This is a genomic window from Dyadobacter sp. (assembly GCF_039919315.1).
GTDB lineage: Bacteria > Bacteroidota > Bacteroidia > Cytophagales > Spirosomataceae > Dyadobacter.
The window spans coordinates 84,279-105,076 of sequence record NZ_JBDSFX010000075.1 but is presented as its reverse complement, the minus strand read 5'-3'; the positions used below and the strand labels follow the sequence as shown (position 1 = coordinate 105,076).

The 20,798-nt window shown below is 45.8% G+C and carries 15 protein-coding genes and 5 tRNA genes; 12 read left to right on the top strand and 8 right to left on the bottom strand.

Annotated features, from left to right (window positions below; translation table 11 throughout):
* Window positions 1–75 precede the first annotated feature (75 nt).
* The 7 genes from ABIO93_RS20860 to ABIO93_RS20830 all read right to left on the bottom strand — a co-directional run bounded on the left by ABIO93_RS20860 (window position 76) and on the right by ABIO93_RS20830 (window position 3,388).
* A complete protein-coding gene (locus ABIO93_RS20860) occupies window positions 76–540 on the bottom strand; it encodes an SRPBCC family protein (RefSeq protein WP_348071213.1) in 465 nt (154 codons plus the stop codon).
* On the bottom strand, window positions 530–862 hold the full coding sequence (locus ABIO93_RS20855; RefSeq protein WP_348071211.1) for a metalloregulator ArsR/SmtB family transcription factor: 333 nt from the start codon (window positions 860–862) through the stop codon (window positions 530–532). The genes ABIO93_RS20860 and ABIO93_RS20855 overlap by 11 nt, the downstream gene beginning before the upstream one ends.
* Window positions 863–983: 121 nt before the next feature.
* Window positions 984–2,678, bottom strand: a complete 1,695-nt coding sequence (locus ABIO93_RS20850; RefSeq protein WP_348071209.1) for a hypothetical protein — start codon at window positions 2,676–2,678, stop codon at window positions 984–986.
* Between the two features lie 220 nt (window positions 2,679–2,898).
* Window positions 2,899–2,985: transfer RNA gene (locus ABIO93_RS20845), tRNA-OTHER, on the bottom strand.
* Between the two features lie 47 nt (window positions 2,986–3,032).
* A tRNA-Arg gene (locus ABIO93_RS20840) sits at window positions 3,033–3,106 on the bottom strand.
* A gap of 57 nt (window positions 3,107–3,163) precedes the next feature.
* A tRNA-Pro gene (locus ABIO93_RS20835) sits at window positions 3,164–3,237 on the bottom strand.
* 64 nt (window positions 3,238–3,301) lie between these two features.
* Window positions 3,302–3,388 (bottom strand) — tRNA-Ser (locus tag ABIO93_RS20830).
* A 129-nt stretch (window positions 3,389–3,517) separates the two neighbouring features.
* On the opposite strand from ABIO93_RS20830, the gene ABIO93_RS20825 reads away from it, so the two are divergent.
* From ABIO93_RS20825 to ABIO93_RS20770, 12 genes are all read left to right on the top strand, one after another.
* On the top strand, window positions 3,518–4,480 hold the full coding sequence (locus tag ABIO93_RS20825; RefSeq protein WP_348071207.1) for a VWA domain-containing protein: 963 nt from the start codon (window positions 3,518–3,520) through the stop codon (window positions 4,478–4,480).
* A gap of 39 nt (window positions 4,481–4,519) precedes the next feature.
* Window positions 4,520–5,239, top strand: a complete 720-nt coding sequence (locus tag ABIO93_RS20820) for a hypothetical protein (protein ID WP_348071205.1) — start codon at window positions 4,520–4,522, stop codon at window positions 5,237–5,239.
* A gap of 16 nt (window positions 5,240–5,255) precedes the next feature.
* Entirely contained in the window at window positions 5,256–6,188 is a 933-nt protein-coding gene (locus ABIO93_RS20815) for a phosphoribosylaminoimidazolesuccinocarboxamide synthase (RefSeq protein ID WP_348071203.1), read from the top strand.
* Between the two features lie 57 nt (window positions 6,189–6,245).
* Window positions 6,246–6,668: an STAS domain-containing protein gene (locus ABIO93_RS20810; protein WP_348071201.1), complete on the top strand. Its 423-nt coding sequence runs from the start codon at window positions 6,246–6,248 to the stop codon at window positions 6,666–6,668.
* 408 nt (window positions 6,669–7,076) lie between these two features.
* Window positions 7,077–11,651, top strand: coding sequence for a glutamate synthase large subunit (gene gltB, locus ABIO93_RS20805; RefSeq protein ID WP_348071199.1), 4,575 nt, complete (start codon window positions 7,077–7,079; stop codon window positions 11,649–11,651).
* A gap of 63 nt (window positions 11,652–11,714) precedes the next feature.
* A complete protein-coding gene (locus ABIO93_RS20800; RefSeq protein WP_348071197.1) occupies window positions 11,715–13,223 on the top strand; it encodes a glutamate synthase subunit beta in 1,509 nt (502 codons plus the stop codon).
* Window positions 13,224–13,351: 128 nt separating this feature from the next.
* A complete protein-coding gene (locus tag ABIO93_RS20795) occupies window positions 13,352–13,975 on the top strand; it encodes a polysaccharide deacetylase family protein (protein WP_348071195.1) in 624 nt (207 codons plus the stop codon).
* 15 nt (window positions 13,976–13,990) lie between these two features.
* A complete protein-coding gene (locus ABIO93_RS20790) occupies window positions 13,991–14,992 on the top strand; it encodes a glycosyltransferase (protein WP_348071193.1) in 1,002 nt (333 codons plus the stop codon).
* Between the two features lie 4 nt (window positions 14,993–14,996).
* Window positions 14,997–15,767, top strand: a complete 771-nt coding sequence (locus ABIO93_RS20785) for a TatD family hydrolase (protein WP_348071191.1) — start codon at window positions 14,997–14,999, stop codon at window positions 15,765–15,767.
* Window positions 15,764–16,837, top strand: a complete 1,074-nt coding sequence (locus tag ABIO93_RS20780; protein WP_348071189.1) for an asparaginase — start codon at window positions 15,764–15,766, stop codon at window positions 16,835–16,837. Before ABIO93_RS20785 ends, ABIO93_RS20780 begins: the two co-directional genes overlap by 4 nt.
* Window positions 16,838–16,930: 93 nt before the next feature.
* Window positions 16,931–17,017, top strand: a tRNA-Ser gene (locus ABIO93_RS20775).
* An 88-nt stretch (window positions 17,018–17,105) separates the two neighbouring features.
* A complete protein-coding gene (locus tag ABIO93_RS20770; protein ID WP_348071187.1) occupies window positions 17,106–18,242 on the top strand; it encodes a site-specific integrase in 1,137 nt (378 codons plus the stop codon).
* A 432-nt stretch (window positions 18,243–18,674) separates the two neighbouring features.
* On the opposite strand, the gene ABIO93_RS20765 is transcribed toward ABIO93_RS20770, so the two are convergent.
* On the bottom strand, window positions 18,675–20,792 hold the full coding sequence (locus ABIO93_RS20765; protein ID WP_348071185.1) for a hypothetical protein: 2,118 nt from the start codon (window positions 20,790–20,792) through the stop codon (window positions 18,675–18,677).
* Between the last annotated feature and the right edge of the window lie 6 nt (window positions 20,793–20,798).

Here is a 20,798-nt window from a genome sequence, read left to right as displayed (position 1 = left end):
CAGTTAAAGAAATTGGCAACATCCACGCGCATAGGATCAATGACGCGCCAAAGGATTTGGTTAGGTTCATGATCGTTAATGCGTTTTCATTCCTTCGAGGTACACATTCAATTTGCCGATATTTTGTTTCAATCCTTCGTCCGCTTTGAAGGTTTTCACGACCTGGATAAATTGCTCCTTACTCTCAAACAGCATTTGCCAGTTGATCAGCGTCTTTTCGCCCTGCTCCTCAAACTCGATCGTTGCAGTGAATTTGGGACTAGAGACGTGTTCATAGACGATCTTTTTGAAAGGGATAATTTCTTTAAATATGTTTTTGTTCTTGTAGTCAGTTCCATCAGGCCCGTGCATCACCAGATTCCACTCACCACCGACCGTCATATCCATTGTCGTGATCGTATTTGTAAATCCGTCGGGGCCCCACCAGTTGGCGATGTGTTCGGGATTTGTCCAGGCTTCCCACACGAGCTCAACAGGTGCATTCAGCATTCTTGACATAATGAGCTCTCGGCCCTCTCTGCTGTTCTGATCATTTTCCATATTTTGCCTTTTTAAGCATTTCCAGATATGTTTCCAAAGAATCCAATTTACTTTCCCAATGTTGCTTGTATTGATCCACAAAGGCAGCTACCTCACTGAGCTGGTCTAGTTGTGCCTCACAATACCGGTCCCTGCCGTGCTGCTTAATTTTCACAAGACCGCAGTCCGTCAAAATCTTTACATGCAATGATATGGCCTGCCGCGTTATATCAAACTTTTCGGCGATGGCATTGACATTATGCGGCCGCGAAGCGATCATATTGATAATCGCTCTGCGGGTAGGATCGGCTATCGCCTGATAAACATCACGTCTTGTTTTCATAAATGCGCAAGTAAGTACTTGCAAATATAAGCGCAAGTGTTTGCTTGCGCAAATGTTTTTGTTGGAAAATTTGTGCGGTAGTAAAACTTTGAAATGGCGGTCAACTTAAACTAGAAAGAGGCTAGCCCGAAATGATGTAATTTATTCTCCGTATTTGTTCACTTTCGGTGGGGCAGAACAAAGCAAGTTTATATTGTTTGTTTGCATTGAGAAAGTCTTGCAGATTTTCTTCCCAGTAAAATCCGTCTTTAAAATAGCTGCCATTCTTAACCATGTTAATTCTGCCGTTTCTTTTAGGATTTGCTGCAAAAAGAAAAATGTTATGCTCATCGTAGATCACCACGTAAATACCGTTGTGGAAGTTTTGGAATGAGGGATAAGTTTCCGACGTGATATTAAGCCATTTATCGTCTTTCGAACCACTTCTGTCGGCACCTTTAACCAAGACTCCGCCTAATATTCTAGCCTGATTGATCGACCTTAAATTAAGTTGTGGAAATACGGATTTGAACTGATACACAGGTTTAGAATTATACTTAACCGAATTTGTTAATATCAAACTAGCTTTTTCATAATAGGCCGTATGCCGATATATGATCCATTGCCCATTTTGGTTATAATTATAGAGCCCTGCGAGCAATGAAGATTTGTAATTTGAAAATTTGCCGTAGTAGCAGTAATAATTAAAGATCAGAAGACACAGTGTGAATATCCCAAAAATGATACCGAATCGTCTTCTAAACTCGAAGAATAATAGACCAGACAAGTAAAAAAGTATGAGGAACACCATTGAATATATTTTGTAGCGACTTGCAAGTGTATTCATCGATGCATCAAGTGTTCGGGAATAGGCCATCGCTATGGCAGTGATCCCTATGAATATGACCATTCCTGCCCAGACGATTTTAAAACGACTCTTCTCTATCGCGATATCCTCCTTTCTAATGAATTCGAAATAAACAATGGCGGACAACGACACAGCCAACACAAATCCGACAACAATGGCGGGAATATTATCCGGGCTTAAGGTACCATTGGTATTTTCTGTGTACTCAAAGATCCCTCCGATAAAGGCAAAAAGATTATAGAAGAGGTATTCCGGATGTTTAAAATGTTCAGTAAAACCAAATGCATTAGTCGCGCTGAACACCTTGAAATTTCTGAAATATTCTAGTATCATGATCAATGACAGCAAGCCCCAGGTAGCCGCGCGAATAAACCTTCTTTGATATAGGAGCAAAATGATGCCGGTTATCAATGAAAACATGCCATTTCCGAAAGAGAACGTTGCAAGAAGGCCGGCTGCTACAGCCGGAAGAAAACTCCAATCCGAAGGGTGACACAGCAAATAGACTATCAACAGACCCAGAAAGCACACTGGCATATAAACTGTACTTGCACCGGACCATAGGTTCCCCTCGTACATAACCGGACTAAAGAGTATCAACATAATAGGGATGACGTAATACGCGGACATTCCTGCATGTCTGATAATTTTCCAAAAAACAATGGCAAATCCGATCAGCGACAGATTACCTAAAATACTGATTAACAAAAAATTAACCTGACCTGTAAACCAAAAGGAAAGCAATGCAACAAAACGAGAATAAAAAATCCTATGCTCAACCCACTGGCCCGTCAAAAGTTGAAGCCGCTCCATAGCACTCTGTGCATCCTGGAAATTTTGTACAAATACCAGCATGCAGTAGAGATCATCGCCATTGGGAATGTCAACGGCATTCGATATGATGAGAGAAAGATAGGAAGCTACAATTATTAAAGAAACACAAAACGTCAAGGCATTAGATACTTTCATTCTTAAATCCAAATTGGTTGTGGATTCAATTTGAAAGCCGTTTATGAATTTTATGGAAAGCGTTTTTCTTCCGGCTATTTCCCAATTATCTATCGGCAGATTAGAAGCGGAAGACCTGCGGGCTACGTGGCGCGGGCTTCGCGCCACGGGCTACTGTCATTTTTATGGTTACTAGCAACGAAAAAGGGTTAGCCAAATAGCTAACCCTTTGATTTTGAAGTGATCCGGATGTGATTCGAACACATGACCTGCTGCTTAGAAGCGGACGCCGCGCGGGCAGCTGCTCTATCCAGCTGAGCTACCGGACTGTGTCGCACAAAAAAGCACCTAGCAAAAAGCTAAGTGCTTAAAACGTGATCCGGATGTGATTCGAACACATGACCTGCTGCTTAGAAGGCAGCTGCTCTATCCAGCTGAGCTACCGGACCTCAAAACAGAAAAGGCAGTGAGCAGTATCTGCATACGGCTTACTGCCTTTTTTCTCGTCGGGGAGACAGGATTCGAACCTGCGACCCTCTGGTCCCAAACCAGATGCGCTACCGGGCTGCGCCACTCCCCGAGGTACTATCAGCTCCTGATTTCGTCAGTTATAGAGCCATTTTCTTAAACTTCCAGATGACGTGTAGAGGAAGCGGGATTCGAACCCGCGGTACCCTTGCGAGTACGGCAGTTTAGCAAACTACTGGTTTCAGCCACTCACCCATCCCTCCTTCTTTCCGTTCTGGGTTGCAAATATAGAAGGTTGCCGTTCAGAAAAACAAACATTTCGGCAAAAAAACTTTATCAGAAGCTACAATTGCCTATTTTTGAAAAAGTTTTAATTACCCAAAGCGTTCATTATGAACTGGAATTACCCCTTTGATACCACTGAATTTTTTTTTATATTTTTTTTCATTCTTGCATACACTGCCTACATTATCCGAACAGTTCGCGTTGCCAGACAATTACAAACCACTGCCCGGACACTCATTATTAAACTCTTTTTAAGAAGCATTACTTTCTCTTTGCTAATCATTAGTCTGCTCGGTCCGTCATTTGGAGAAGCCGACAGGGACGTTCAGGCCAAAGGCAAAGATATTTTCCTGATCGTCGATCTTTCGAAGTCCATGGATGCTGCCGATGTAACTCCGTCACGGCTTGAAAAAGTAAAATTTGAGCTGAACCGGTTCGTGCAAAATGAGCGCGCCAACCGAATAGGTATCATTATTTTTTCCAATGATGCATTTATTCACGTCCCTCTCACCTACGACGTGGCGGCTCTCGAACTTTTTATTCAATCTCTTCAGACAGATCTCTTACCTACCAGCGGAACCAACATTTGCGCTGCCACGGAGCTTGCCTATAACAAACTTATGAATGCTGCCGACCCTACCGGCCGCTCCAAAATGATGGTATTGTTCACGGATGGGGAAACAGGCTCAGGGTGCAGTAATGCACTATACAATAACATTCGCCGCTTTGGAATAGGCGTTTACACAGTGGCAGTAGGTTCCAAAATAGGGATCAGCATTCAGCAGGATGGGAAGCCGATGATGGATAAAAACGACAAGCTGGTAATCAGCAAAATGGACGAAACCTTCCTGCGGAACATGGCCAGCGCTGCCAGAGGCACTTATTATGAGCTTAATAATGCTAAGAACGACATTCCCAAGCTTATTAACGATGTGAATGTCGCCGAAGGTACCCTCGTAGATTCCAGAACGATCACCGTTGTCAGCAATAAATACTATTACTTTCTCGGTGCCGCCCTCATTTTAATTCTCCTTGATGTTTTAATTACCATTGGAACGTTCCGGTTGTAAGGATCAATTCCTATTTTTGCGTTTCCAACGTGACCCGATATGACCGCATTGATTCTTTACGTCCTGCTTTGGCTTTGGGATAACCGGACATTCGACTCGATTACAAAGGCCAATGAGCGAAAGCTGGCAGCTGAAAGGGCCTTTAATTTGAAACAATATGCAAGGTCTGCGGACCTATACCAGCAGATCACCTACGGCTCCATTTTTTCGGATCCCGCAGCAAGGCTTAATCTGGCCCATTCTTATTACCTGATGGGCGATTACAAGAAAGCTTTAAAGCATTATCAGTTATTGGATCAAATAGACAACAATACCATCGCTTCGATAGCGAATAGCCAGATCGCGCTGATACTTGTGCTCGAAAAAGATACTGCCAGCGCGCTGGGCAACCTGAAAACCTCGCTCAGGCTGGAACCGGGCAATAACCAGGCAAGAACGAATTACATTGTCCTGAAAAAAGCATTTTCGGGTAGTGAGCGTATTCCGGAGACGAGTGCGGAAAAGCAAAGGGCTAAGCAACAGGCTACCTCGGGGAACAATCAACCGCCTCCGCCGGAGCAAAAACCGGAGACCCGGGAAGTGGCGGAAGATATCCAGAAAGAAGAATTGCTGAAAAGCCTGAAAGCAATGAATATGTCAGAAGATCAGGCCAGAGCCATATTGGATGCCATGAAATCAAACGAATCGCAATATATTTACCAGCTCAGAAGAAAGCAGTTTAGCAAAAAAACGGCACAACCAGGCGAAATCGAATGGTAATTTTACCTAAAAACCAATGAATAGCATACCAGAAACCAATTTTCAATTTCCTGGTCAGACAGGATTTTACAAAGGCAAAGTCCGGGACGTATACTCTTTTGAAAAACGCCTGGTCATGGTGGCCACAGACCGGATTTCCGCATTTGACGTCATCTTGCCGAGGGCGATTCCATACAAAGGACAGGTGTTGAACCAGATAGCCGCGCACTTCCTGAATGCGACCTCGGATATCGTCCCAAACTGGCTGCAGGAAGTACCTGATCCGAATGTGAGCATTGGTCTTAAATGCCAGGCTTATCCGGTTGAGATGGTCGTACGGGGATACCTCGCAGGTCACGCCTGGCGGGAATATGCTGTTGGAAAAAGGTCGGTTTGCGGTGTATCGCTGCCCGATGGCCTGAAAGAAAACGACAAGTTGCCCTACCCTATCATTACGCCAACGACCAAAGCGCACGAAGGACATGACGAGGACATCAGCCGTGAAGAAATCCTTGCGCAGGGATTGGTAAGCGAAGATGAGTATGAGCATTTGGAAAGGTATACCCTCGCATTATTTGCCCGTGGCACGGAAATGGCTGCGGATCAGGGACTGATTTTGGTAGACACGAAATACGAATTCGGACAGCTGGACGGGATTATTTACCTGATCGATGAAATCCATACGCCTGACTCTTCCAGATACTTTTATAAGGATGTGTACCAGGAAAATCAGGATGCAGGTCTGGTACAGAAGCAGTTGAGTAAGGAATTTGTAAGAGAATGGCTGATCCAGAATGGTTTTCAGGGAAAAGATGGCCAATCCGTACCCGAAATGAACGACGAACGCGTGCAGCTGATCTCGGATCGGTATATTGAGTTATTTGAAAAGGTGACAGGAAATAAATTTCAAAAAAATAACCTGGATAACCCGTTGAAAAGAATTGAAGCAGCCATTACCAGAGCATTATAACCAATTGATCTGTTCGTATTTTATTAAAACTATTGTTTTGACAAAACAAAAATCGCAATGAACTATAAACTGGAAAAAAAGGAGCAATACGTTTACATTGATTTAGAAGAACCCGCATTTGCAGACGATATTCCCGCTTCATTTGAAGAAACCGCCAGATTGCTTTTCAAAGAAGACTACCATAGTCTTATTATTAATATGCAAACGGTTAAATCCGTAGACGCAGCCGGAATTGCCGTTTTGAGGAAGGTCAACTGGTTGTGTGCCAATGACCTTGGACTGCTGGTCATCGTCACCAGAGATGACGATTTCATCGACTACCTGGAAGGTTTGAAAATACCGGATCTCAATGTACTTCCTACGAAAGAAGAAGCCATTGACGCGGTGTTCATGAACAACCTGGAAAATGAATTCGGGGCCGGTGATGATGATTATGATGACGAAGATTATGAAAATGTAAGCGAGTCCAAAGAGCCCTGATCATTGCTTTGAACATATACTTTTACTCCATTGAAACGTCCCGCCCTAAAAAGCGGGACGTTTTTATTCATGAGGTTTCAGAGAATTTTATTACTTTAGTCAGAGGTGTTTTGTATTCTTTGAAGGTGCCTCCAAGCCGTTTTCCAGTTGCGAATTTTCTAATCAAAGTCATTAGTTTTTACACTATTATCAATATTTCTATAATAATTGTAACTAAACAACCAAAAACAGGTGGGTGATAGAAAATTTTGCCATTCGCATATTAAGCCAAATATTTTTTATGATTATCTTGCGAGGCTTTACCCTATTCATACTACAATGACGGTTTAGCATTTTTTTTAAACCGCTTATTTAAATAAATTCTAATTACGAATTTGTTAATTACTCTACAATCTCGAAATGTCGCAAATGTCTGAACCAATGGTAGAAAATCAGGGACTGTACCGTCCGGAATTTGAGCATGATGCATGTGGAATAGGTTTCCGGGCTAACATCAAGGGCCGCAAGTCACACCAGATCGTGGCTGACGCCATTCACATGTTAGAACGCATGGAACACAGGGGTGCTACCGGTTTTGACCCTAACACCGGTGACGGTGCTGGTATTCTCATTCAGATTCCTCACGAGTTTTTTGTAGAAGAATGCTCCAAGCTCGGTTTTCAGTTGCCGCCGGCGGGTGAATATGGGGTGGGTATGATCTTCTTTCCAGGAGACGAGACCGTGCGCGACGAATGCCGTGACATTCTTAACCGCAAGATCAAAAGACTGGGCCTGCATTTGCTGGGTTATAGAAAAGTACCTACACTGAACAATACGCTGGGCGAAGGCTCATTATCGGTAGAGCCGCACGTTGAGCAGGTTTTCATCAAGCGCCCGGACGACATTACTGACGACCTGGGATTTGAAAGAAAACTGTACATTCTGCGCCAGGTTTCTGCGCGATTGATCAAAGACACTGTGAAAGGTGGCGCGAAAAGCTTTTATTATTCATCGCTTTCATGCCGTACAATCTCTTATAAAGGACAGCTTACGACTGCCCAGCTTAAATATTATTTCCCTGATCTTGAAAACGAATCGGTGGTTTCTGCCCTTGCGGTGGTTCACTCGCGGTTTTCAACCAATACATTCCCGTCGTGGGAACTGGCTCAGCCTTTCCGTTACATTGCCCACAATGGTGAGATCAATACTGTGAAAGGGAATGTCAACTGGATCCGCGCCGGAGAAAAATCTTTCTCTTCCGAGTTTTTCAGCAAAGAAGAAATGGACATGGTACTGCCTATTTGTGACAGAAACCAGTCCGATTCCGCTAACCTCGACAATGCGATTGAACTCCTGCACCTTTCCGGCCGCTCATTGCCTCACGTGATGATGATGCTCATTCCCGAGGCTTGGGATGGCAACGAACAAATGGATGCGGAACGTAAGGCTTTCTACGAGTACCACGCTGCGATTATGGAGCCCTGGGATGGCCCGGCCTCTATTTCATTTACAGATGGTAAAATAGTGGGTGCTACCCTGGACCGTAACGGTCTGCGCCCTTCGCGGTACTGGGTTTTGGATGATGATACCATTATTATGGCTTCCGAAGCGGGTGTTTTGGATGTCGATCAGTCGAGAGTGGTTACAAAAGGTCGCCTGCAACCAGGACGTATGTTTGTCGTGGATATGGAACAGGGCCGTATTATTCCGGATGAAGAACTAAAAGCGGCAGTTTGTTCTGCTCAGCCTTATCAACAATGGCTGGACGAAAACAAATTGCATGTGGATCAGCTGGATCACCCCATCCGTACTTACCGTGCTTACGATGAAAATGCATTGCTGAAACGTCAGGTTGCATTTGGATATACTTCGGAAGATCTGAGAATGATCCTTGCGCCGATGGGACAAACGGGCGCAGAAGCGATCGGATCCATGGGTACTGATGTTCCTCTGGCCGTATTATCGGAGCAGAGCCAGCATTTGTCTACCTATTTCAAACAACTTTTCGCACAGGTTACCAACCCACCGATCGACTCGATCCGGGAGCGTGCGATCATGTCATTGATCTCATTCGTTGGTGGTACTGAGAATATCCTGACCGAAACGCCAAAACATTGCCGCCAGATCGCGTTGCCACATCCTTTACTATCAGTTCAGGAATTTGACAAACTGCGTTTTGTAGATAAAGATGGCTTCCAGGCCAAAACCATTAATACTTATTTCCGTGCCGACGAAGGCGGAAAAGCATTGGAAAGAGCATTGGAGCGCATCTGCCGCTATGCGACGGATGCCATTGACGACGGATTTGAAATTCTGATCCTGTCAGACCGCGCCATCGACTCCGACCACGCACCAATTCCTTCATTACTAGCTACCGCGACCATTCATCATCATCTGATCCGCGAAGGATTGAGAGGAAAAGTAGGGTTACTAGTGGAAGCAGGTGACGTTTGGGAAACGCACCACGTCGCCACATTGATCGGCTACGGAGCTGCTGGGATCTGTCCTTACATGGCATTTGAAACACTTTCAAACATGAACCACAAGGGCATGATCGAAGGTGAGTTTACAGACGAAAAACTGCATTACAATTATATCAAGGCTGTTAACAAAGAGTTATTGAAGATTTTCTCCAAAATGGGGATCTCCACCTTGCAGTCGTACCAGGGCGCACAGATTTTTGAATGTGTTGGTCTGAATAAAGATGTAGTTGATAAATACTTCACAGGTACCATCTCCCGTATCAGCGGAATGGGTATCTCTGAAATGGCGAGAGAAATTCTGGTGCGCCATCAGATCGCTTACCACGATACTGTCGAGCAAAAACCAAGGCTGGAAGTAGGTGGTGTATATCAGTGGAAGCAACGCGGAGAAGCGCACATTTTCAACCCACAGTCGGTACACTTGCTGCAACAGGCAACGAAGACGAATAGCTATGAAACGTTCAAGAAGTTTTCGAAACTGATTGACGATCAAAGCCACAAAGCGCTTACGTTACGTGGTTTGCTGCGTTTCAAGAAAGGAACCTCCATTCCGATCGAAGAAGTGGAGCCCGTTGAAAATATTTTCAAACGCTTCGCAACAGGAGCAATGTCGTTTGGTTCGATCTCCTGGGAAGCGCATACTACCCTGGCAATTGCAATGAACCGCATCGGTGGAAAATCCAACTCGGGTGAAGGCGGTGAAGACGAATTGCGTTACAAGCCGTTGCCAAATGGCGATAGTATGAACTCGCAGATCAAGCAGGTTGCTTCGGGGCGTTTCGGGGTAACCAGCCATTATCTGAGCAATGCAGGTGAATTACAGATCAAAACTGCCCAGGGCGCCAAGCCAGGGGAAGGCGGACAGCTTCCAGGCTTCAAAGTGGACGACTGGATTGGCCGGACACGTCACTCAACGCCAGGTGTTGGACTTATTTCTCCCCCGCCCCACCACGACATTTACTCAATCGAAGATTTGGCGCAGCTAATATTTGACCTTAAAAATGCCAACCGCCAGGCCCGTATCAGTGTGAAACTGGTTTCGGAAGCGGGTGTTGGAACGGTAGCTTCGGGTGTCGCCAAAGCCCACGCTGACCACATATTAATATCAGGATACGACGGAGGTACTGGTGCTTCCCCATTGAGCTCCATCCGCCATGCTGGGTTACCATGGGAACTGGGTCTTGCAGAAACGCATCAAACCCTGGTTCGCAACAAATTGCGTGGACGTGTAACGGTACAGGCTGACGGTCAGCTGCGTACAGGTCGTGACCTTGCGATTGCCGCCATGCTTGGTGCAGAAGAATGGGGAGTTGCTACGGCGGCATTGGTTGCGGCGGGCTGTATTATGATGCGTAAATGTCACTTGAATACCTGCCCGGTAGGTGTGGCTACGCAACGCAAAGAGTTACGTGCACTGTTCTCAGGTAAGCCAGAACACGTGGTTAACATGTTCACATTCATGGCAGAAGAGCTGCGCGAGATTATGGCCCAGCTTGGTTTCCGTACCGTAAATGAAATGGTAGGACAAGCTCAGTACCTCGAACTTCGGAACGATATCAAACATTGGAAATATAAAAACCTGAATTTCGACGCGATCCTTTACAAAGAAAGCGATCTTTCAGTGGCTCAATTCAAGCAGGAAGAGCAGGATCACGGTATCGATGCCATTATTGACCTGGATCTGATCAAAGCTGCAAAAGCGTCATTGGAAAATCAGGAAGAAATTTACGCCGAGTTCCCACTGAATAACCTGAATCGTGCGGTTGGAACCATGCTTTCCAATGAAATTTCTAAAAAATACGGCGGTGTAGGCCTTCCAAAAGGTAACATTCATTTCAAATTCCGCGGTACTGCCGGACAAAGTTTTGGTGCATTCAACACAGCAGGTGTTCGCCTGGAACTGGAAGGGGATGCCAATGACTACTTCGGAAAAGGGCTTTGCGGAGCTGAACTGATCGTTTATCCTGACAGAGATTCTAAATTCAAGCCGGAAGAGAACATTATCATTGGTAACGTTGCCTTTTACGGTGCAACTTCGGGCGATGCCTACATTCGCGGAACTGCGGGTGAGCGTTTCTGCGTGCGTAACTCAGGCGCCAAAGTAGTAGTAGAAGGTGTTGGTGACCACGGATTGGAGTACATGACCGGCGGTCTTGCTGTAATCCTGGGAGAAACGGGCCGTAACTTCGCTGCCGGTATGTCGGGTGGGGTAGCCTACGTGCTCGACAAAGCGGGGAATTTCGCTGAGAAGGTGAACATGGAAATGGTTTCACTTGATCCCCTTAATGACGAAGATCAAGGCATTTTGCGTGAATATCTGGATAAACACTTCCAGTATACAACCAGTAATGTTGCGTTCCAGTTGATCCAGGACTGGGAAGAATCCGTGAAGCAGTTTGTAAGAGTGCTACCTGCCGATTTCAAGAAAGCATTGGATGGCCGTGGTATTACACTTGCACAGCAGATTGCAGATAAGAATGTGGTTTACAAGGACATTGTTGTTGACGTAGTTCACCAATAATAGTCACAGCACATTCACAAAGGATTTTTTCACATTGAATAACGATTAAATAAGAAATACAGAATGGGAAAACCAACCGGATTTTTAGAGTTTGAAAGGGAGTTGCCAAAGAAAAGAAGTGTTGATGAACGTCTTCATGACTATCGCGAAATTGAAACCGCACCTACCGACTCTAATTCCAAACAGCAGGCAGCCCGTTGCATGGACTGCGGAATTCCTTTTTGCCACAATGGCTGCCCGCTAGGAAACATCATTCCTGAGTTTAACGACGCAGTATATGATGAAAACTGGGGATTGGCTTACGAAATTTTGGCTTCAACCAATAATTTCCCTGAGTTTACAGGCCGTATTTGCCCAGCTCCCTGCGAAGCTTCGTGTGTGCTGGGGATCAACAAACCAGCCGTTGCCATTGAATACATTGAAAAAGCGATCATTGAAAAAGCTTTTGAACTGAATCTTGTCAAACCTAAGATGCCAAAGACCAGCACGGGCAAGAGAATAGCCGTGGTAGGTTCAGGACCGGCAGGACTTGCCGCTTCCAATCAGCTTAACCAGGCTGGGCATACGGTTGTGTTGCTGGAAAGAGCCGACAAAATAGGTGGTCTGGTTCGTTACGGAATTCCTGATTTCAAGCTGGAAAAAGGCATTATCGATCGCAGACTAGCGGTGATGCAGGAAGAAGGAATTGAATTCCGTACCAACGTGAATGTAGGTGTGGATATTAAAGCCGACGAATTGCTGAATGAATTTGATGCCGTTGTATTGACAATGGGATCAACAGTTCCGAGAGATGTAAAAATCCAGGGACGTCATTTGAAAGGTGTCCATTTTGCAATGGAATTCCTGAGCCAGCAGAACAAGCGCGTGGCAGGAATCAATCCTGAATTTGACCATCGCGGAGCAGCCTACGTAAACGGACAGATCATTGCCAAAGACAAACATGTAGTGGTGATCGGTGGTGGTGATACCGGTTCCGACTGCGTTGGCACATCGGGACGTCACGGAGCAGCTTCTATTACGCAGATTGAGTTGATGCCAATCCCGCCGACAGACCGCGATGCAAGCACGCCGTGGCCTAACTGGCCGATGATGCTTCGTACATCTTCTTCTCATGAAGAGGGTTGCGACAGACATTGGTCTATTAATACCAAGGAATTTGTAGGCGACGAAGAAGGCAATTTGAAAGAATTGAAAATCGTGGACCTGGACTGGCAAAAGGATCCGGAAACGGGCCGTATGCAAATGAAAGAGGTGGAAGGCAGCGAAAGGAACATTCCTTGCCAGCTGGCATTCTTGGCGGCAGGTTTCCTTCACCCACAACAAGAAGGCTTATTGAACGACCTCGAACTGGAATTTGACGAACGCGGTAACATTAAAACCAATGGTTATCAGTCAACCAGCAACGAAAAAGTATTTGCCGCTGGTGACTGCCGTCGTGGACAATCCTTGGTTGTTTGGGCGATCAGCGAAGGACGCGAGGCTGCGCGTTCGGTGGATGAGTTCCTGATGGGCCGCTCATTCCTGGAAGCCAAGGCTGTATCGATGTTTAATCCTTCATTTGCGCATGCATAAAAAATACGTCAGGTTTTAACCGAGCTTTATATATGCTATTGGTAAGAAAGCTGCTCTCAATGGGCAGCTTCTTATTTTATATCCCTTTATATTTGACAAAGTTTAGGGCATCAACAGAATCGCAGTTAATGTTTTTACATCATTCCCCGTTTTGGCTGAAAGCATTTTTCCCGGGCTTTACCTGGCGCGTACCCACGCAGGAGAAAACAATTTTCCTGACTTTCGACGACGGACCGATCCCGGATATCACAGAATCGGTGGTAGACACGCTCAATCAATTCAATGCCAAAGCCACGTTTTTTTGTATTGGCGCTAATGTTCTCAAACATCCCGATATTTTCAAAAAACTGCTCGAAAATGGACATTCTGTTGGTAACCACACATTTAACCACATGAATGGATGGAAAACAGAGGATGATGTTTATCTGGACAACATTGCAAAATGTGACAAGCAGCTGAACCTCGATACCATTTTATTCCGGCCACCTTACGGGCGCATTAAAAAAAGCCAATCCAAAGTGGTACTGACAAAAAGGAAGATCATGATGTGGGATGTACTGAGCGGGGATTTTTCCCAAAGCATTACACCAGACGTTTGCCTGAAAAAATCCATTGAGCACGCGCGCCCTGGCTCAATTGTTTTGTTCCACGACAGCATAAAGGCCGCCAGAAATATGCAGTTTGCCTTACCCCGGTTTCTCGAACATTTTAGCCAGCAAGGCTATAAGTTCGAATCGCTGTCGATGCAATAACCAATTCATTATTCAATGCCCGAAAAAGACAATAGCATTCAAATCAGTATCCTCGTCGCAGCCCGCAATGAAGCGCACAACATTGAAAGGTGCCTCCGATCCCTGAATGCATTGAATTTTTCGAAAAAGAACATTGAAATCATCATTGGTGACGATGATTCGACCGACCGAACTGCGGAGGTTACCTGCGCCTACATTCAGGGAAAAAGTCAGTTTAAATACATTAAAATCACAGAACAACGCGCGGGATTGCAGGGAAAGGCGAATGTGCTGGCACAACTTGCGCATGAGGCAAAAGGCCAATATTTCTTCTACTGCGATGCCGATATAGCGGTACAAACAGGCTGGGCATCCGAAATGCTTGCTCACTTCCGGCCCGAAACTGGTGTTGTCGTAGGCGTAACCAGGATGAAACACACGCATTTACTCGCGGACCTGCTATCCATGGAATGGCTGTTCGCATTGAGTGCGGCGCGGTTTTTCTCACTGGTAAAAATTCCGATTACAGGCATGGGCAACAACATGGCCGTCACGAGAGAGGCTTATTTCAAAATCGGCGGTTACGAACAGATCGGTTTCTCAATTGTTGAAGATTACACCCTCTTTATGTCGATTGTCAGAGCAGGATATGGTTTTCGAATGGCCTACAAACCCGAGGTGATCAGCATTTCGGAGCCTATGAACAGTTTTGCTGAATTACTGGAACAGCGGAAAAGATGGATGCTTGGCATTATGCAATCGTTTTGGGTCAGCCGACTGAGCTTGTTTGTATCTTCGCTCATCGTGCCACTTTTATTATTTATATCCATTTTTTATCCGATCAATGCCTTCGCCGGCATTACGCAGTATTATTTACTCGTAACCGGAATATCTTTGCTATCCATCATAATCCTCAAACAATATGATCTCTGGAAAGCGGCCCTGCTTTTCTGGTTTTACATGGTAACCATTGGTTTAATAATGCTAATTAACTACTACCTGCCCAGCAAAACGGTCTGGAAAGGACGAGAATACTAAGAACATGATTGAAACCCACGCACATATTTACAGCGACGACTACGCCGACGACCGCACCCAAATGCTCAACCGCGCCTGGAATGCAGGTATAGAGCAGATATGGATGCCAAACTGCGACCATACCACCATTGAAGGAATGATGGCGCTGGCCGATGCATATCCCGGCAAATGCCTTCCAATGATCGGACTGCATCCGACCTATGTCAAGGACAATTTTGAGAAAGAATTGGAGATCATGGAAGAATGGCTCGGCAAGCACAAATTTATAGCGGTCGGAGAAATCGGGATGGACCTGTTTTGGGATGTTACGTTTCGTGAGCAACAGGAAAGGGCTTTTTTGTACCAATGTAAACTTGCCCGGAAACACGATCTATGGATCGACATTCACAGCAGGAGTGCGTTTTGGGAAACTGTAAAACTGATCGAAGAATTTGGTGACCCAGCCTTAAAAGGAATTTTCCATTGCTTTACTGGTACTTTGGAAGAAGCACAAAAGGCGATTGAACTGGGTTTTAAATTAGGTGTAGGAGGCGTGGCCACTTTCAAAAACGGAGGCCTCGACAAGGTCATTCCTTTCGTTGACATTGAACACATTGTACTGGAAACAGACGCGCCATATCTTGCGCCTGTCCCCTACCGCGGCAAAAGGAACGAAGTCGCCTACATTGATCTCGTGGCGCAGCGGGTAGCCGATCTATTGCATTTATCCAAAGCAGAAGTGATCCTCGCGACGAGTCAGAATGCCAGAAATATGTTAAGTACCTCATTGAGATGAACTATAATAAAATTCACATCAACCCTATTTCGCCAGAGCCCACCACAGGTTCCGTGCTCGTCATATACACGGGCGGCACGTTGGGGATGGTATATGAAAGAAAAAATAATCAACTAGTACCATTCGATTTTCAGCAGATCATTGAAAAGGTTCCGGAAATCAGCAGGCTTGACTTCGACATTACGTTCCTTTCGCTGTCCGAACCGATCGATTCTTCCAACATGAATCCTGAAATCTGGACCGAGCTTGCGGATATCATCGGGACCCATTATGATCAGTACGACAGTTTCGTGATCCTTCACGGCACCGATACGATGGCATATACTGCGTCGGCGCTGAGTTACCTGCTGGAAAACCTCAATAAACCCGTCATAATCACCGGCGCACAGCTTCCCATCGGTGTAGCGCGTTCGGACGCGCGTGAAAATGTGATCACCGCTTTGGAGCTTGCCGCAGCCAAAAATGAGGTTGGGCAGCCGATAATTACCGAGGTTTGTATTTATTTCAATTCGTTTTTATTACGCGGTAACCGCTCTAAAAAGAAAGAGAGCTCCGATTTCAATGCATTTCATTCCGAGAACTACCCGCCTCTGGCAACAGCCGGTGTGCGCATTGAATACAATCTGCCTTATATCAAACCCTACGAGCCTGAGCTTACATTGAATGTTTGCAAAACATTGAATAACCAGGTCGCATTTCTGAAAATGTTCCCGGGTATCAGCGCGTTGGTGGTGGAATCCCTTCTGAATATTAATGGATTAAAAGGCGTGGTACTGGAAACATACGGAGCCGGCAATGCTACCACAGAGCCCTGGTTTTTGAATGCGATCAGCAGCGCGATTGAAAAAGGAATTATCATTTACAATGTCTCCCAATGTGACGGAGGCCGCGTGTCGCAAGGGCAATATCAGACGAGCAAGTTCCTGAAACAGGTTGGTGTAGTAAGCGGTTCCGACATCACCGCCGAAGCCGCGATCACCAAAATGATGTACGTATTCGGAAAAGAGAGCGATCCGGCAGCCTGCGTCGAAATGCTTTCCAGACCATTGCGGGGAGAAATGAGTATTTAAGCCACTCCCAAAAGTCAAAATTTTACTTCCCTATTGCATTTTGATTTGTATTTAAGGTCAGAAAAACTATCTTTGCAGCCCTTACCACACCATAGAGAGGTGTCCGAGTGGTTGAAGGAGCTACCCTGGAAAGGTAGTATATGGGTAACTGTATCGAGAGTTCGAATCTCTTCCTCTCTGCATAGTGCCGTTCCTGATCATTGGAGCGGCATTTTTGATATCCGGGACAAATACCGGGACAAATTTCGGCCTATCAAAAGGGTACAATATGGACTTGCCCTACAAGCTGGCAGTACTCAGGGACAGAAAAAAAGACCTGTCCAAAGAATGGTACGTTGAATTCTACGCCTGGGACGCTGAAAAATGCGCCCTGGTAAGAAAGCGCATCAAAATACCCATGTCTTTCCAGGACGTAAAAAACCGGCAAGCGGAAGGCCGTAGGCTTGTGCTGGCCGCAAACAACCTATTAAAAAAAGGCTACCATTTCAAAAAGTCAGTACCGGAAGTTCAGGCGGGCGACCTGGTCACTATTACCGACCTGGTGACGGTCATGCAATTTATCTTGTCGGCCACCGCCGCCACGATTGCCCCGAAGACAATTGTTTCCTACCAGGCCGCAATTAACAAACTGCAAACGTATGCAGGAAAGCGGCAATTGGACATTGCCAGCTTCACGGCCAAAGACGCTTTGGCGTTCCGTGACCACATGCTCAACACCCTGAAAAATTCGACCCGTACGGCAAACAATACTATTCAATTCCTGCTTTCGATGTTCAACCGCTACCAGGAACGTACCGGCGTGGAAAGCAACCCATTTAAAATCAAATCCCTACGCGAACCGGCCACATTTAAAAACGTGGCATTCACTAGGGAAGACCGGGATATATTGGAAAAGGAATTGATTGTCAAACACCCTGAACTATACATTTTCACCAGGCTGATTTATTATGGCTTCGTGCGGCCTGGTGAAATCCTAAAATTGCAGTTCGGTCACCTGCACATGCAGGAAAAGTATATTTCTATTCACGGTTCGATCAGCAAGAGCGGGAAAACCGAAACTGCGCAAATCATACCCGCGCTGGCCGCTGACCTGAACACGTACCTACCCATGCAAAAACCTGACTGGTTCCTTTTTTCGGAAGGCATGAAGCCAGGCAAACGTGGCCTGTCCAAACAGGTACCATTCAGGAGGCACGAAAAAATATTGAAGAATCTGGGACTATTGGAAAAAGGGTACACCCTATATTCCTGGAAGCATACCGGCGCGGTCAACGCATATAAATCGGGTGTAGGTATTAAAGAACTGCAAGGACTTTTAAGGCATTCGTCCGTTCAGATCACTGACATTTATTTGAAATCTTTGGGGCTTCGTACCGATCCAAATATTAAAAATTACGACTGGTAACAAAATAATATTCCGAGTTTCACTGATCGGATAGCTGATCAGCATAAACACGGAATATTATTTTGTTTTGAAAGTGTGGGCGTTACTACTGGACGCCTCGTTGTTATCTTTCACCAAGTTCTCCGGCACGGGGTACATAACCTTCCGTAGAATCCTTTCAGACCCGGTACGCTTTGCGAACTCCCTGACCCTTTGTAGCAGAAAGACTCACTTTCAAAACATTATTTCAAAATTACAAAATTTTATATTGAGATCCGGAGCCTGGCCAGCTCGATTGGCGAAATATAATTTTGTATCGACTAATGTGAATTAAAGATAGTGATGATTGTCCTGGCGCTTGCGTAGCCAGGACAATCACACAAAAAAAGCCGCCCGGAAACCAGGCGGCTTTAAACATTCGCACTCACTCAAACTAACCCTTGCAGTTAAGTCTTATAATGGTATCATGTAGGTCTTGCGGCCAAAGGCGCGGAAAGATTTGCCTTTACATACTACGTCCTGGTATTCATGTGAACAGAGAAACCCGTTATAGAAGTAAATAAATTCTCCATCGCCGCCAGCACAATGCAGGGATACCGCTTTCTTCTGTTCAACCAAATCACGTGCCGTAAATTGACGGTAATTGATTGGACCGTGTCCGGCTATATGGTAACCTGTTTCCCCTGGTGTCGGGTTGAAATCGCCACGGCTGCTGGTATAAGCTACGTGCTTAATGGACTCCATCCGGTTACGTACCGGCCATATTGCTTCCATGCCCGCCGCTGATGCGTCAATTGGTGCCGCCAGCAATGTATTATTTAATCCGTCTGGGCTGTTAACCGGCGCGCCGTTTTGGCCTGATACGTACGGTTGCCAATCATTACTACCATTAGGCATCCATTCCATTGGCTGCGTATTTGGATTTTCCGGCGTGTCATAGATAAATACTTTGTTCGGATCGGTTCCTAAACTTGCGCCTGGTGAATCCCAAGTGGTCATGCCCGAAAGTATAAGCGTTGACGCTGCCCCCATCGTTAGGAATTCGTCCCAGGGTGCTGCCGGGTGCGTGTTCATCCGTGCCTTAAATTTACCGCCCGGAAACTGTTGAACCTCCCCGGTCAATGTTTCTTCAATATTAATTTTATTGCCTTGGTTATCCATGACAAAACTTTCAATGGCCGGTGCGGAAAATATGACAATGTCCCGGTTATAACCAATGTTCTGCCAAGTCTTGCAACCCAAAATACCCTTTTCGTTCAGGTTTAAGAATTCGTAAGGCAATAGGTAGCGACGGTTCCACATATAGTACTTGGAATTCATTCCACCGTATTTGATCAGGTCTTCACGGTAATATTCATGATCTAACGCGCTGAAACCAAAAACTCCGCCGCCCTGGTTCCCCCATCCTTTGTGCAGGTGGGTCGTTAAATTTTTCTCGTAATCCGGCCGCGAACACTTCACAAAGTCAGGCCCCCAGAACCCTGTAAAATCAAAGCTGCCATATTCATAAAATTGCCCGACACCTTTTACCTCTGTGATGCCATTGGCATTGAGTACATCCATGTATCCTTTGCCAGCAAATTTTGACTTTATGAACGTGTCAGGGTCTTTCCCTTGCGCATTTTCCCCGAACTCGCTGGTATAGAATGCCCGCTTAGTTTTGCCAAGCCTTACCGCCCAATTCCTACCCTGCTCATACCATTCAGACTCATTCATTACTTGCCCTTGTCCTACTTTGGCCGTCATAAACGTTTCAGGTTGCGGTGTCATCTTGCCCCAATCGGTGTGCGGGAATGCGCCTACGGCCTGGTATCGGCTATGCGCGTCTCCACGGTTGTACTGACCGTGCCCAAAGAACTTATCCCATTGTGCCCAATTTTTGGGTTGTAATGCGGATTGGAAAATTAATGTGCGTGACGGAACCAGCCATTTAGGGTCAATGCTGACACCTACCCTAGTCTTACTGTGAATAGAAAAATTTATCCGGCTGCAATGCGCGTTCAATTCTGTGATCCCATCGTTGTAACCGTCATACTGATCAATGAATGCCGCCAGGGTTGGCGTATGGGATTGGTCGCAAACATACTGCGTCAATGTACCTATACCGTCCTCAAACCAAACATTCTGCAATTTGCTGTATGAATTGTTGGTCATGTTGTAGAACGGTGCCCCGCCTTGTCCGTAAAACACGTTCTTGCCGTTGAGCGTGTTAATCGCCCCGCTGGTGTTAAGTCCCGGCGTGGTATCTGAAACAGTGCCGTCCGCATTCATCACCAGCACAAATTCTCCGGTATGGTTAGAGGTTAGCGTCCGTTCGTCGTTCGCGCTTTTCATTTGGTACACACCTTTTGCCCCGTCCGCGTTGACCACGATTTCAGGGAATGAGGTACCGCCTGTTGCCGGTGGTGTTGGTTTGACAGTGCCGAAAACAAGTTGAGAGTAACCCGCCGTGCTGTCTTCTTCTTTGGCCTTGTTCTTCACATAGAAGTACCAGCATACCGCGCCCAAGATCAGAAACGCTATGCGCCTGTTCTTTTTCTTTTTGAACCACAATTCTATTTTATTTGACATGATATT